Consider the following 12,671-nt stretch of genomic DNA (forward strand, 5'->3'; position numbering starts at 1 on the left):
CTTAGCGGTCAGGTAGCGCATCCGCGACGTCATCGACCGTCGCGGCCACGATCCCGTCGACGCCAAGTGTCGTGGGCCGCGCTCGGTCGCTTGCGACATGGTCCGGTCCCAACGACAGCGGCTGCAGGTAGAACGGCACCAGCGCTGCTTGGTACTCATCCGCCAGACCCGGATAGATCGGATTGAAATCACGTGCATATTCGGGGCTCAAGCTGGGCGCCGCCAACATCGCCAGGAGGACGACACCGATGCGGCGTTCGCGCAAGACGTCCAGAATGCGTGAGAGGTTTGCCCGCACCTCCTCGGGCGGCAATCCCTGCAGCATGTCGTTGCCCCCCAAGCTGATGATGACGACATCAGGCTTGGTCGACTGGGCATCGAGAGTTGGCAACAGCCGGCGTAGGGCTTGCCCGGTCGTTTCACCGGAGACGCCTGCATTGCTAATCCGCGCATCGATACCCTGGGCCCGCATCGCTGCCTCGAGCTTGGCAGGGTAATTGTCTCCGCGCTCGACAACAGCGCCTGCCAGCAGGCAGTCCCCAAAAAAGACGACCGGGCGTTCGGGACCCGTCACCGGTATCCGCCGCGGCTGATCGGGAGCGCTGGTGCTGGGAGACGCCGCAGGCGGTGCAATCGCATCGCACCCGCCAAGCGCGGCGAGCCCACCGAACGCGACCGCGGCCCGCGAGGCGACGAGCGAGAAAGCTCTCAGGCGAAGACTTCTGCGCTCGCGGGGTCCTTGGGATCGGGCCCATGCCGGTTCGGTCCGGGGGTTCCCGGCAGAAGCATGATAACCAGCAGGGCGATGCTGCCGATCAGATTCAACAGCGGAATGAATCCGGCGACGATAAATCCAAGGTACCACCAACCGCTCATGTTTCGATCATGCAGACGGCGAATTGTCACCGCAATGGTCGGAATGACCGTGGCGAGCCACCAGATCACGTAAAGCAGACCCGCTCCACCGAAAAACAGCGACATCATACCGGTGTAACCTGCGCTGCCGACGTCCCCGAAAGTCGCCAGCGTGCCGGTGGTCCCAAGGACAATGGCCGTTATGATGGCATAGACGATGACGTTCAGGAGAGTGAACGCCCAGAACTCCATCCGTCGTGAGCGACCCGAGAATTCGGCATAGCGCCGGAACGGCATCAGCATGTAATCGAGCACGGCAAGCTCTCCCATTTCGCTGTGTGGCCACCCACATTAAGTCCTTCGGCGGGCCTTGGGAAACGAAATGCTCGTAGCGCGCGGCTTGCCCCAGCCATCCACATCGAGTAAGGGCGCGCGGATTGTGCGGCGCAGCGAAGTGCCGCCTAACCCTTCCTCGAACTTACAGGCTCGCTCATGTCCGCCCCGCTTCCGCTGCGCAATATCGCGATTATCGCGCACGTCGACCATGGCAAGACCACGCTCGTCGATCAGCTTTTCCGCCAGTCCGGCACCTTCCGTGACAACCAGCGTGTCGAAGAGCGCGCGATGGACTCCAACGACCTCGAGAAGGAGCGCGGGATCACCATTCTTGCGAAGCCTACCTCGATCGAGTGGAACGGTTACCGTATCAACATCGTCGACACCCCGGGCCACGCCGACTTCGGCGCCGAGGTGGAGCGCATTCTCTCGATGGTCGACGGCGTGATCCTGCTGGTCGACAGCTCGGAAGGCGCGATGCCGCAGACCAAGTTCGTCACCGGCAAGGCGCTCGGCCTCGGCCTCAAGCCGATCGTCGTCGTGAACAAGATCGATCGTCCCGACGGCCGCCACGCCGAAGTGCTCGACGAAGTGTTTGACCTGTTCGTCAGCCTCGACGCCAACGATGAGCAGCTCGACTTCCCGACTCTCTACGCGTCGGGCCGCAACGGCTACGCCAGTGAAGATCCGGATGCTCGCGAAGGCACGCTGACACCGCTGTTCGAGAAGATCATCGAGCACGTTCCCGCTCCCGAAGCGGACGTCGACGGGCCGTTCAAGTTCCTCGTCACGCTGCTGGACCGCGACAACTTCCTGGGCCGCATTCTGACCGGCAAGGTCCAGTCGGGCCGGATCAAGCTCAACGACCAGATCCGCGCACTCGACAACGAGGGCAACGTGGTCGAGACCGGTCGCGCCTCCAAGCTGCTGGCTTTCCACGGGCTCGACCGCATTCCTGTGGAGGAAGCCAAGGCTGGCGACATCATCTCGATCGCAGGCCTGACCACCGCCACGGTGTCGAACACGATCGCCGACCCCACGGTGACTGAACCGCTCCAGGCCCAGCCGATCGATCCGCCGACGCTGTCGATGCGCTTCGCGGTGAACGATTCGCCGATGGCCGGTCGTGAAGGCAGCAAGGTCACCAGCCGCATGATTCGCGACCGCCTGGAGCGCGAAGCCGAGACCAACGTTGCCATCCGCGTTACCGAGAGCGCCGACAAGGACAGCTTTGAAGTGGCCGGCCGCGGCGAGCTTCAGCTCGGCGTCGTTATCGAGACGATGCGCCGCGAAGGGTTCGAGCTGGGCATCAGCCGTCCGCGCGTGCTGTTCGGCGAAGACGAGAACGGCAAGAAGACCGAGCCATATGAGACCGTCGTGATCGACGTGGACGAGGAATTCTCGGGCACGGTCGTCGAAAAGATGGCGATCCGCAAGGGCGAGATGACCGACATGCGCCCCTCGGGCGGCGGCAAGACCCGCATCACCTTCCTGGCCCCCTCGCGTGGCCTGATCGGCTACCACGGCGAGTTCCTGTCGGACACGCGCGGCACCGGCATCATGAACCGTCTGTTCGACAGCTACGGCCCACACAAGGGCAAGATCGAAGGCCGCAAGAATGGCGTGCTGATCTCGAACGGCGCCGGTGAAGCGAATGCCTATGCGCTTGGCCCTCTCGAAGAGCGCGGCATCTTGTTCGTGGGCGTCGGCGAGCCGCTTTACGAAGGCATGATCATCGGCGAGAACGCGAAGCCCGAAGATCTCGAAGTTAACCCGATGAAGTCCAAGCAACTGACGAACTTCCGTTCGACCGGCAAGGACGACGCTATCCGCCTGACCCCGCCCCGCGTGATGACGCTGGAGCAGGCGATCGCATACATCGACGATGACGAGATGGTGGAAGTGACGCCCAAGTCGATCCGCTTGCGCAAGGCGATGCTCGATCCGAACGAGCGCAAGAAAGCCAGCCGCAAGAAGGACGCGGCCTGATCTGCATACAAGAACGGGCGCTCGCATCGCGAGCGCCCGTTTGCATTAGAGCCTACAAGGTCAGGTGATCGGCGACATCTGCGTCGGCTGACCGACGCGCCCACCACAGTAACGCTCAAACTCTTCCGTATAGCGGTCAGTCAGAGCCTTCTGCTTGGCCAGCGGCGCGTTCTGCGCCACGTCGGGGAACCAGCTGCTCTCCTCCTGATAGACGTGCTGCTGCACAGCGCTCAGGATATGCTCCAGCTTTTCACGCCAGTCATCGCTCATCGGGTCCAGGTTTTCCAAGATCGCAAAGTTGATTTTCGCCGCAGCCTGCTCCTCGTAAGCCATCGTGGCGTGCGACTTGCTGCTGTGCTCGATAACTGCGGGATAGATGACGGACTCTTCGGCGTTCGAATGCCCGGTAAACACAAGCTTCAACTCACGTACGGCCTCCAGCCGCTGCTGTGAGCCGGGCGCATTCATCGAGCGCTCAAATGCGGCTTCGATCTGCCGATGGTGGCCGATGATCTTGTGGAGCCAGTCGTTGCTTTGCGCGATCTGCTCGGCCTTACGGCGGGCTTCAGCCCTGTCTTCGGCAGATGCGGTCGGGGCAAGTGAGGCGGCGATCTTGTCAATAAATGACATAGGGTTACTCCTGCGTGAGGTCTCCTGACCGTAAGTGCCTCTAACCCCTCCTGTTCCCCGGCACTCCCCAACCGGACGCGGAAGCGGAACGTTCCGGCGATCCCAAGAGTTATGAGGCTGTACGACAGTGTGACGCCTCAATGAGCCGATCCAATCTGAACCATCGCTGCAACTCAGGTCCCGCAAGCGTTCAGCGTGGACCTTATATAAGAGACACATCGGACGACATGCGAAGGCAGTCGAGTCTTCTCCGCCCGTAAATCGAGGAGAATGGACATGAATATATTGAGTAAGGGCCTTGCAGCGCTAACCTTGGCTGCAACTGCGGTGGTCTCGGCGTCTCCCGCCATGGCGCGTGACGGATATCGCGATCGCGACGACACAGCCGCCGTGGCGATCGGAGCCGGCATCGTGGGTCTTGCGGTGGGCGCGATCGTCGCCTCCAGCAATCGCGACCGGCGTCACGTAGATCGGCGCTACTACGACCGCCGTTATGTGGACAACGATCGCTACTACTACAACCGCGCACCGCGCTACAATTCACGCTTCTACTCGCGGCGGGATGATCGACGTCGCTATGACGATCGTCACTATAGCCGACGCTATGATGATCGTTATTACGGTCGTCGCTATGACAATCGGTATTACGGTCGCCGCGGATACTAAGATGCGTGCCGGAGCGCGGTTTCCCCTTGCCCGCTAGCTCCGGCCGATGAGGCGCCCGGCTTTCTGAGCCGGGCGCCGACTTCTTTACGACCGCCAGCTTCCAATCAGAAGCGGAAGCCTACGACCGCGCGCAGCGAGTGATACTCGAACCGCGTGTCGGATGGTTGAATGCGTGTACCTCCGGATCGCAGGAGGAAGGGGTTTGTCGCGGGAGCCGTGCCCTGCCCAACCTCTACATAGTGTTTGTCATCGTCATAACGGTTATAAAGGTATTCGAGACCCAGGCTGATCTGATCAGTGACCATCAGCTCTCCACCGCCGCCAACTTGCCAGCCCCAGACAGCCTTGCCGTCGCGCCGCTCCTGGAACGAGTTGGCAGTGTTCGTCGTCCTGAACTGATGATCGATCTTCGCCATGCCACCGCCGCCGGTGACATAGAACAGCATACCGCCGCCGGGCGTGTAGCCGGCACGCAGACGCGCCGAGACGTTGTAGTCCAGGCTACGCTCGGACGTATAACTTGCAGGCGTGGTGCTGAAACCGCTGGTCCCATCGACGGACCTGTTGCCGGTGGCTTCGATCAAGCCCCCGACCACGAAGTTGTTCATGCGACGATCGTATCCGATGCGACCACCGTATTCGACGCCGTCTCTGTCAGCGATGCAGCCCGCGTCAGGTGTGCCGGTGCGCGCGCGCCCGCCGCAGAAGCCAGGGCTGAACGCGTCGGCCCCGCTAACCGTACTGACGGTATCCCCGTACGTTCCATCCTGGTCCGTATCGAAGACGAGGCCGTTGCCCCGATCGGCAGGCTGGCCGGACGCACCGCCGAAAACCTGGATATATGGGCCGTCGAAGTGGGCCTCGCGGTCCTGAGCGGCCACAGGGACGGCAACCGCAGTGGCAAGGCCGATAGTGAGGCCAGTCATCGTTTTTCTAACCTGAGACATCAATGTTCCTTCTTGGGACCGTTGCTTTTCCCGACCTGCCACAAACCCAGCGATGTCGTCCGGTTGCACAGAGCCATGCATTGACATGAACGAGTGACATTCAAGTCACGCTCTGCTGAGGCGCAGGATACTGACGGACGGCCAAGCTACGGTTGAGCATGGCTGGATCGGCCATTTGCGGACGATAGAGCTACGGTCTCGCCAAGGACGCCGGCCAAGGCTATGGCGCACCCACCATGGAAATTGCCGACCTGCGCATTGCTCTGTTCTCGGGCAACTACAACTACGTTCGTGACGGGGCGAACCAAGCGCTCAACCGGCTTGTCGGGTACTTGTTGAGCCAGGGCGCAACAGTGCGCGTTTACTCTCCTGTCATCGCCAACCCTGCTTTCGAGGCGACGGGGGACCTGGTCGGCGTGCGCGCTTTGCCGATCCCCACACGAGGCGAGTACCGCATGCCGCTGTCCCTCTCCGGCAAGGCTCGCAGGAACCTCGTGGCCTTTGCGCCCAACGTGGTGCACGTCTCCTCCCCCGACCCGGTTGCACATCAAGCGGTGACTTGGGCCCGTCATCGTCGCTTGCCGGTGCTGGCGTCGGTCCACACCCGGTTCGAGACGTACCTGCGCTACTACAACATGGCTTGGGCGGAGCCTGCGATGGAGGCGATGCTGCGGCGGTTCTATCGCCGATGCGACGCGCTTGTCGCTCCATCGGAAAGCATGGCCCAGGTTCTGCGCGAACAGCGCATGAACTATGACGTGTCGATCTGGTCGCGCGGCGTGGACCGCGACATCTTTCATCCCGGCGCGCGTTCGCTGGAGTGGCGGCGCGCCAACGGCATCGGCGATGAGGAACCCACCATCGGCTTTCTCGGACGACTGGTGATGGAAAAGGGGCTCGACGTCTTCTCGGACTCCATCGACGAGCTGCGCCGCCGTGGAGTTTATCCCAAGGTTCTGGTGATTGGCGAAGGCCCAGCGCGCGACTGGTTCGAGGCCCGGCTACCCGGGGCGAAGTTCGTCGGCTTCCAACAGGGTGCAGACCTTGGCCGCGCCGTCGCGAGCATGGACATCCTGTTCAATCCGTCAGTTACCGAGACATTCGGCAACGTGACGCTCGAGGCGATGGCCTGCGGAATTCCGGTGGTGGCCGCGGCCGCAACTGGCAGTGAAAGCCTCGTCGAGGACCATGTTTCCGGCCGGCTGATCCGCCCCGGTGCAGTCCATCAGTTCGCTGAGGCCTTGCGCAACTATGTAGCTAATCCGGAACTGCGGACCCGTCATGGAGCCGCCGGAGAGACACGCGCGCAGGATTTCAGCTGGGACAAGATCAACCAGGCCGTTGCTGATACGTACCTGCGCCTGGTGCGCCAGAAACTGGCTCGCGCCTAGCGCAGTACCTTTCGTGTGCGCATCCGCACCGCGTAGAGCAACAGAGCCACCGCAACCAGCCAGATCACGCTGGTAAGGAGCCAGCTCGCCGGGTTGTTCATGCTGGGAGGGAGCACAGTCGAGGACTGATAAAGCTGCGTGGCAGCGAGGGCGAGCACTGCGAAGGCGAAGCAATACGCCGCCCACAGCGATCGCGCCAACAGCAGCAGCGAACCGATCAGCGCAAACCCTACCGCCATTCCCCAGGTGACGATCACCCAGGCCGGAAATGCATCGATGTAATCGATCATGTCCGGCGCGAACCGCGCGACATAACGGGGATCGCGCAAGTTGGTCAGCAGGTAGTCGACGCAGCCAAATGCATTCCACAAAGTCGCGAGAACGCCCACCACCCACAGGTGGACAGGCGCCCCGCCCCCAGCCTCTCCATTCGCGATCGTGTCCATGCCGCAGCTCCCCACCCACTTGGGGGACGTATGCTCCTGCTATCCGGACGATGCAATCGAGGCGCGCAGTTGCTAGATGCTTTGGGATGGCCGACCTTTTCGCCGAAGAACTTCCCGACCAGCCGCCCGTAGCAGCGCGAGAAGACGCGCCGCTGGCTGACCGTCTGCGCCCTCGAACCCTGGCGGACATCGTTGGCCAGGAGCACCTGACCGGGCCGGAGGGTGCAATCGGGCGGATGGTGGCTGCGGGCCGATTGTCCTCAATGATCCTGTGGGGCCCTCCCGGCACCGGCAAGACCAGCATTGCGCGTTTGCTTGCTGATGCGGTCCGCATGCGCTTTGCCGCAGTCAGCGCAGTATTTTCAGGCGTGGCGGACCTCAAAAAGGCCTTTGCCGAAGCCGACGTCGCGGCAAAGGCGGGACAGCGCACCCTCCTCTTCGTGGATGAGATCCACCGCTTCAACCGCGCACAGCAAGACGGCTTTCTGCCCTTCGTCGAGCGAGGCACGGTGACTTTGGTGGGGGCCACGACTGAGAACCCCAGCTTCGCCCTCAACGCGGCCCTGCTCAGCCGAGCGCAGGTGCTGATCCTGCACCGGCTGGACGCCCATGCCTTGTCGTCGCTCATCGAGCGGGCCGAAGCGCTGGAAGGTCCGCTCCCTCTGACCGACGACGCGCGCGATGCGCTCGTGGCGTCGGCTGATGGCGACGGGCGCTTTTTGCTCAACCAAGTGGAGACGCTCTACGCTGCTAAATTGCCCGCTGCGCTGGACCCTGCTTCGCTGGGCGGCTTCCTCCAGCGGCGCGTGGCAGTTTACGACAAGGACCGCGACGGCCACTACAACCTGATCTCGGCCTTGCACAAAGCGCTGCGCGGCTCCGACCCGCAGGCTGCGCTTTACTATATGTCGCGTATGCTTACCGCGGGGGAAGAGCCACTCTACGTCCTGCGGCGCCTGACGCGCTTCGCCAGCGAGGATATCGGCCTGGCAGACCCGCAGGCGCTGGTTCAGTGCCTCGCCGCGAAGGATGCCTATGAGTTTCTCGGCTCTCCCGAAGGCGAGTTGGCGATCGTGCAGGCTTGCCTCTATTGTGCCACCGCCCCCAAGTCGAACGCGGCCTACGCGGCATACAAGGTGGCCTTCAAGTCGGCGCGGGAAACCGGATCGCTGATGCCTCCTGCAAATATCCTCAATGCGCCCACAAGGCTGATGAAAGACATCGGCTACGGGCAGAACTACGCCTACGATCATGATGCACCGGATGGCTTTTCCGGCGCCGACTACTGGCCGGAAGGCATGTCCGCCCAGACGTACTACAAACCCGTTCCGCGCGGCTTTGAGCGGCAAGTGATCGAACGCATGGAGTGGTGGGACAAGAAGCGTCGCGAACGGCGCGAACGCGGTGAGTAAGCCACTCCTGTCGGTGAGGGGCGCGCGTTTCCAGCACTTCCTTGCCATCGACTGGTCAGGCGCGGCTGGCGAACATCAGCCCGGCATTGCCCTCGGTGTTTGCTCAGCCAATGGCGCACCGCGCCTGCTGCAGCCAGCAGGACAACGCCACTGGTCGCGCCAGGCCGTGCTCGACTACTTGGTGACCGACCTGCCCGCTAACACGTTGGTCGGCCTCGATCTGGGCCTGTCCCTACCCTATCGCGACGCTGGCGCCTTCTTCCCGGGCTGGGAACTGAGCCCGCCGGATGCGCGGTCCCTCTGGCGCCTGGTGGACCAGACTTGCGCCGCCGATCCGCACTTCGCTGCCAGCAGCTTTGTCGATCACCCCTTCGCAAGCGCGTACTTCCGCCGCCACGGCGGTCGCGAGGGAGCGCTTTTCCATTTGTCCGGTGCATCGCATCGCCGCGGCCGTTTTCGCGTGACCGAGGCAGCACAGGAACGTGCAGGATGTAAGCCTTACAGCAACTTCAACCTCGTCGGCGCGGCGCAAGTCGGGAAGTCGAGCCTCACCGGAATGCGCCTGCTGCATCGGCTTGCGGACCGCCTTTTCGTGTGGCCGATCGACGGTATGGAGCCGCCCGAGCACGGCTCGGTCGTGGTGGAGATCTACACCGCCATCGCTGCCGTCGCGGCCAGTCGGAGCGCAGGGCGCTCGAAGATCCGTGATGCCGCTGCCCTCAACACCGCGCTGTCGGTGCTCGGCTCGCCGCCGTGCAAGTTGGCTGGCCCGATCGACGATCATAGCGCCGACGCACTTCTGACCGCCGCCTGGCTGCGGCTGCATGCCAGCGATGCGGCGCTCTGGCACCCCGGCGAACTGAGCGAGGATATCGCCCGCACGGAGGGCTGGACCTTCGGAGCAGCTTAGACCACAATCCTGATCAGGAGGGGGTGCCCGCCCAGCGGGCACCCCTTCATGCGTTCATCGAAGGGGCTGCCATGAGAACCAGAAAATTGCTGCTGGCAGGGATTGCCTGCCTCACACTCGGAGCCTGTACAACCGCCGGAGCGCCGGACGTGGAGCAAGCCGCAGCAACCGTCGCGCGGCCGGCTTGGCAGGACTACGTACAAACCACCATCGATCAGTGGTTCGCACTCGATCCGGCGACGGCCGTTTATCAAGGCGCGCACCAGTACGACGGCAAACTCCCGGACTGGAGCGCCGCCGGCATCGCGAAGCGAGTGGCCTTCTTGCGCTCGGTTGTCGACAATGCCGGGGCCTACACCAACCTCTCCCCGCAGGACGCGCTGGAGCGTGACCATCTGGTTTCGGTCGCCCGGGGCCAACTTTTCTGGATTGTCGATGCCGATCGCCCGCACCGCAATCCCGGCTGGTACATTGACGGTGGCCTGGACCCTAACGTCTATGTCTCGCGCGAATACGCGGACAAGCCGACGCGCATGCGTGCCATGGTCTCGTTCTTCAACGCGATTCCGCAAGCTGCCACCAACATTCGCGCCAACTTGCAGACGCCGCTACCAGCCAGCTTCATCAAGCTCGGTGTTGCCGGCTTCGGCGGCTTCGCGGAGTACTATCGCGGCGATGCCCGCGCAGCCTTCGCAGACGTGAACGATCCCGCGCTGCAGGCCGAGTTCAAGGCGGCATCCGAAAAGGCGGCGACGGCCATGGCCGAACTCGCAGCCTGGTTGCAAACGCAGCAGACGAGTGCTTCGCAAGCTTATGCACTTGGGCCCGACCTGTTCGCGCGAATGCTCAAGGAAACCGAGCTGGTCGACATCTCGATAGACGAGCTGGAAGCCATCGGCCGCGCCGACCTCAAGCGCAATCAGGAGGCCCTGAAGGTCGCTTGCGCCCGCTACGCTCCTGGCAAGACCATTCCCCAGTGCTTCGACAAGCTGAACGCGGACAAACCCGCCGAAAGTCCTGTCGTTACCGCCACCAAGCAGATCCCCGATCTGACTGCCTTCGTGCGCGAACAGGATCTCGTCACGATTCCCGGCACGCAGCAGGCATTGGTGCGCGAGAGCCCGCCGTACAACCGCCAGAACAGCGCCTACATCGACCCGCCGGGACCGTTCGAGAAAGGCATCCCTTCCATCTACTACATCTCGCCGCCCGACCCGGCTTGGCCGTTGCAGAAGCAGCGGGACTACATTCCGGGCAAGAACGACTTGCTGTTCACCAGCATCCATGAGGTCATGCCGGGGCACTTCCTCCAGTTCCTGCATTCGAACCGCGCACCGTCTTGGGTCTCGCGGATCTTCGTGGGGTACGCTTACGCCGAAGGCTGGGCACACTACGCAGAAGAGATGATGTGGGAAGCCGGGTACGGCAATGGTGACCCCGGCGTGCATGTTGGCCAGCTCTCCAACGCCCTCCTGCGCAACTGCCGCTTCCTCTCAGCCGTCGGGCTTCATGCGCGCGGCATGACTCAGGCGCAGTCACAGAAGATGTTTGAGGAGCAGTGCTACCAGGTTGAAGGCACCGCCGAACAGCAGGCAGCACGCGGCACTTACGATCCGGCTTACCTCAACTACACGTTGGGCAAGTTGATGATCCTGAAGCTGCGCGAGGACTGGACCGCCACGCGCGGCGGAAAGGCAAGCTGGAAGGAATTCCACGACACTTTCCTGGGCTTTGGCGGTGCGCCGATCCCGCTGATCCGCCAAGTCATGATGCAGGAACCTGAACCCCGCGCAGTCTTCTAAGGACATTCGCAGCATTTTTTCAAAACGAAGTCTGGACCGGCGCCCCCACCCCTTGGTATGGGGCGCCGCATCCGCTCTTCGCGGGCCGGCTTAGCTCAGTTGGTAGAGCACCTGATTTGTAATCAGGGGGCCACGGGTTCGAATCCTGTAGCCGGCACCATTCAGCGCTGTGTAACGCCCGTTGCTGCGAGCGCCGCTCCTGCCTCACTCCGTGGGCAGCGCATGGTTCAGGGCCTCCAGGTCGCAGATCAGTTCTTCAAGTGCGAACGTCAGTGGCGCCAGCGCGACTCGACTTGTGTCATCCTCTGCGGCATCGATCGTGCAGCGAACTGCCGCAATGGCGGGCTTGACGTCGAGCCGACAGCCCAGCCGCGCCTTCGTCAGCGTGGTGCAAACTTGCTCACGCATCTCGCCAAGACGCTGCCTTGCCATCGCGTTCTCAGCGAGCGGTGCGCGCCGTCCACGAGCCCGCTGAAGCCGATCCAGAATGATCAGGGTGTGCCATAGCCGGGAAGTGGCCTCGATCAATGGCGCTACATCGTGGCCGCGCGCACTCCATCGTTGCGCATCGCCGATAAGCCCCCGCGCATCCGTGATCGCATTGAGAAATCGCTGTTGCAGATCGTTGCGGGACACCTGCTTATCATGCACCAGCGCATCGGCTTGAGCATTAAGCAAGTCGGTGCACGCAGCCAGCGCGCGCATGATGGCTCGCTCTGCGCGCTTACTAGCGCTCTCAGGCCAGATCACGAAGGTACAAGCCGTGCTGACCAGAGTGCCAACTCCGATCGCAACACCTCGGTCAATCGCACCCGCCAAGGCATCATTGTCGCTGGGTAGCACGATTATCGCCGCTGCCACGACGCCATATTGCATACTTGGCAGAACCACGGCGACGCCGTTCATACTCAGAGCGACAGCCGCGAGCCGCCAGCCGACATCATCGGCGCCCGGGAGCAGCATCACGGCCGCCAGCCCCGCCATAGACCCGAGCAGAGTGCCACCTAGTCGTCCCATCGCAGCCTTGAAGGTGGCATCCAGATTCTGGCGGGCGACAAAAACTGCGGAGATGACTGCCCAAGACATTTCAGACAAGCCAAGGAGGCGCGCGACACCGTAGGAGAGAACTGCTCCTACGGCAGACTGAAGTCCGAACCGCACTGGTTCGCGACACTTCGCCCATGTCATGCTGCGCCCTCTCACGAAGAGACTACGGAGAGGAGCCCGAGATGTTCCCGGTGGAGTTGCAGAATGCCGCCGGGCCCCGCCGCATTTTCTCTCGCAGAT

General features: G+C 62.8%; 12 protein-coding genes and 1 tRNA gene. 7 read left to right on the forward strand and 6 right to left on the reverse strand.

Going from position 1 to position 12,671, the window contains the following annotated elements; all coding sequences use genetic code 11:
* Position 1 precedes the first annotated feature (1 nt).
* Both ABVV53_RS00470 and ABVV53_RS00475 read right to left on the reverse strand, forming a co-directional pair.
* Positions 2-574, reverse strand: a complete 573-nt coding sequence (locus ABVV53_RS00470) for a GDSL-type esterase/lipase family protein (RefSeq protein WP_353982351.1) — start codon at positions 572-574, stop codon at positions 2-4.
* Positions 575-708: 134 nt separating this feature from the next.
* A complete protein-coding gene (locus ABVV53_RS00475; RefSeq protein ID WP_353982352.1) occupies positions 709-1,170 on the reverse strand; it encodes a DUF805 domain-containing protein in 462 nt (153 codons plus the stop codon).
* A gap of 177 nt (positions 1,171-1,347) precedes the next feature.
* Here ABVV53_RS00475 and typA point away from each other — a divergent pair, with 177 nt between their 5' ends.
* A complete protein-coding gene (gene typA / locus ABVV53_RS00480) occupies positions 1,348-3,180 on the forward strand; it encodes a translational GTPase TypA (RefSeq protein WP_353982353.1) in 1,833 nt (610 codons plus the stop codon).
* A gap of 60 nt (positions 3,181-3,240) precedes the next feature.
* Here the strand turns inward: typA and ABVV53_RS00485 are convergent, their stop codons facing one another.
* Positions 3,241-3,810, reverse strand: coding sequence for a hemerythrin domain-containing protein (locus tag ABVV53_RS00485; protein ID WP_353982354.1), 570 nt, complete (start codon positions 3,808-3,810; stop codon positions 3,241-3,243).
* A 276-nt stretch (positions 3,811-4,086) separates the two neighbouring features.
* On the opposite strand from ABVV53_RS00485, the gene ABVV53_RS00490 reads away from it, so the two are divergent.
* Positions 4,087-4,476 (forward strand): hypothetical protein, encoded by a 390-nt coding sequence (locus ABVV53_RS00490; protein WP_353982355.1) that lies wholly within the window; start codon positions 4,087-4,089, stop codon positions 4,474-4,476.
* 104 nt (positions 4,477-4,580) lie between these two features.
* On the opposite strand, the gene ABVV53_RS00495 is transcribed toward ABVV53_RS00490, so the two are convergent.
* Positions 4,581-5,402, reverse strand: a complete 822-nt coding sequence (locus tag ABVV53_RS00495; protein ID WP_353982356.1) for an outer membrane protein — start codon at positions 5,400-5,402, stop codon at positions 4,581-4,583.
* A gap of 257 nt (positions 5,403-5,659) precedes the next feature.
* On the opposite strand from ABVV53_RS00495, the gene ABVV53_RS00500 reads away from it, so the two are divergent.
* On the forward strand, positions 5,660-6,814 hold the full coding sequence (locus ABVV53_RS00500; RefSeq protein ID WP_353982357.1) for a glycosyltransferase family 4 protein: 1,155 nt from the start codon (positions 5,660-5,662) through the stop codon (positions 6,812-6,814).
* Here ABVV53_RS00500 and ABVV53_RS00505 read toward each other — a convergent pair.
* Complete coding sequence (locus ABVV53_RS00505; RefSeq protein ID WP_353982358.1) at positions 6,811-7,260, reverse strand: hypothetical protein; 450 nt, start codon at positions 7,258-7,260, stop codon at positions 6,811-6,813. The two genes, ABVV53_RS00500 and ABVV53_RS00505, sit on opposite strands and share 4 nt — an antisense overlap.
* A gap of 86 nt (positions 7,261-7,346) precedes the next feature.
* Between ABVV53_RS00505 and ABVV53_RS00510 the strand changes: the two genes are divergently transcribed.
* The 4 genes from ABVV53_RS00510 (at position 7,347) to ABVV53_RS00525 (ending at position 11,544) form a co-directional block, all read left to right on the forward strand.
* Positions 7,347-8,672: a replication-associated recombination protein A gene (locus ABVV53_RS00510; protein ID WP_353982359.1), complete on the forward strand. Its 1,326-nt coding sequence runs from the start codon at positions 7,347-7,349 to the stop codon at positions 8,670-8,672.
* Positions 8,665-9,582 carry a hypothetical protein gene (locus ABVV53_RS00515; protein ID WP_353982360.1) on the forward strand — a complete coding sequence of 306 codons (918 nt, stop codon included), beginning with the start codon at positions 8,665-8,667 and terminating at the stop codon, positions 9,580-9,582. The genes ABVV53_RS00510 and ABVV53_RS00515 overlap by 8 nt, the downstream gene beginning before the upstream one ends.
* 71 nt (positions 9,583-9,653) lie before the next feature.
* The gene (locus tag ABVV53_RS00520; protein WP_353982361.1) at positions 9,654-11,384 is read left to right on the forward strand and encodes a DUF885 domain-containing protein; all 1,731 of its coding nucleotides are present in this window, start codon (positions 9,654-9,656) and stop codon (positions 11,382-11,384) included.
* An 84-nt stretch (positions 11,385-11,468) separates the two neighbouring features.
* Positions 11,469-11,544: transfer RNA gene (locus ABVV53_RS00525), tRNA-Thr, on the forward strand.
* Positions 11,545-11,588: 44 nt separating this feature from the next.
* Here the strand turns inward: ABVV53_RS00525 and ABVV53_RS00530 are convergent.
* Positions 11,589-12,572, reverse strand: coding sequence for an FUSC family protein (locus ABVV53_RS00530; protein WP_353982362.1), 984 nt, complete (start codon positions 12,570-12,572; stop codon positions 11,589-11,591).
* Positions 12,573-12,671: the final 99 nt, after the last annotated feature.

It is taken from the genome of Novosphingobium kalidii (genome assembly GCF_040534015.1).
GTDB lineage: Bacteria > Pseudomonadota > Alphaproteobacteria > Sphingomonadales > Sphingomonadaceae > Novosphingobium > Novosphingobium kalidii.

What these genes read in the sequence shown, in the direction of transcription:
- typA (WP_353982353.1), top strand. Translation starts at nt 1,348, where the DNA reads ATGTCCGCCCCGCTTCCGCTGCGCAATATCGCGATTATCGCGCACGTC.
- ABVV53_RS00485 (WP_353982354.1), bottom strand. Translation starts at nt 3,810, where the DNA reads ATGTCATTTATTGACAAGATCGCCGCCTCACTTGCCCCGACCGCATCT.
- ABVV53_RS00490 (WP_353982355.1), top strand. Translation starts at nt 4,087, where the DNA reads ATGAATATATTGAGTAAGGGCCTTGCAGCGCTAACCTTGGCTGCAACT.
- ABVV53_RS00495 (WP_353982356.1), bottom strand. Translation starts at nt 5,402, where the DNA reads ATGACTGGCCTCACTATCGGCCTTGCCACTGCGGTTGCCGTCCCTGTG.
- ABVV53_RS00500 (WP_353982357.1), top strand. Translation starts at nt 5,660, where the DNA reads ATGGAAATTGCCGACCTGCGCATTGCTCTGTTCTCGGGCAACTACAAC.
- ABVV53_RS00505 (WP_353982358.1), bottom strand. Translation starts at nt 7,260, where the DNA reads ATGGACACGATCGCGAATGGAGAGGCTGGGGGCGGGGCGCCTGTCCAC.
- ABVV53_RS00510 (WP_353982359.1), top strand. Translation starts at nt 7,347, where the DNA reads ATGGCCGACCTTTTCGCCGAAGAACTTCCCGACCAGCCGCCCGTAGCA.
- ABVV53_RS00520 (WP_353982361.1), top strand. Translation starts at nt 9,654, where the DNA reads ATGAGAACCAGAAAATTGCTGCTGGCAGGGATTGCCTGCCTCACACTC.
- ABVV53_RS00530 (WP_353982362.1), bottom strand. Translation starts at nt 12,572, where the DNA reads ATGACATGGGCGAAGTGTCGCGAACCAGTGCGGTTCGGACTTCAGTCT.